Genomic DNA, 377 nt, shown 5'->3' on the forward strand with positions numbered 1-377 from the left:
GGGCGGAATCGAACCACCGACACGAGGATTTTCAGTCCTCTGCTCTACCGACTGAGCTACCGAGGCAGATGGTGGGCAATAACGGAATCGAACCGCTGACCTCTTGCATGTCAAGCAAGCGCTCTAACCATCTGAGCTAATCGCCCGTAAGAGTGAACACTTTTATGGTCCCTCAAAACTACACAGAGAGGTAAATTTTATTTGACTTCGCTACAGACGTTTCCCACACCATCACTAGCGGCAAAGCCGCCGACGATTGGATCACCCAGTCCCGCTGCATCAAATAAAATTATCTAGAAAGTAAAGCATAAGGTCAAGTCCTCGACCGATTCGTACCCGTCGACTGAACGCCTCACGGCGTGTACATCTCGGGCCGA

2 tRNA genes are annotated in these 377 nt (G+C 50.9%); both read right to left on the reverse strand.

Going from position 1 to position 377, the window contains the following annotated elements:
- Positions 1-58: transfer RNA gene (locus GJ688_RS20195), tRNA-Phe, on the reverse strand.
- An 11-nt stretch (positions 59-69) separates the two neighbouring features.
- A tRNA-Val gene (locus tag GJ688_RS20200) sits at positions 70-146 on the reverse strand.
- Positions 147-377 lie beyond the last annotated feature (231 nt).

The organism is Heliobacterium mobile, assembly GCF_009720735.1.
GTDB classification, from domain to species: Bacteria; Bacillota; Desulfitobacteriia; order Heliobacteriales; family Heliobacteriaceae; genus Heliobacterium; species Heliobacterium mobile.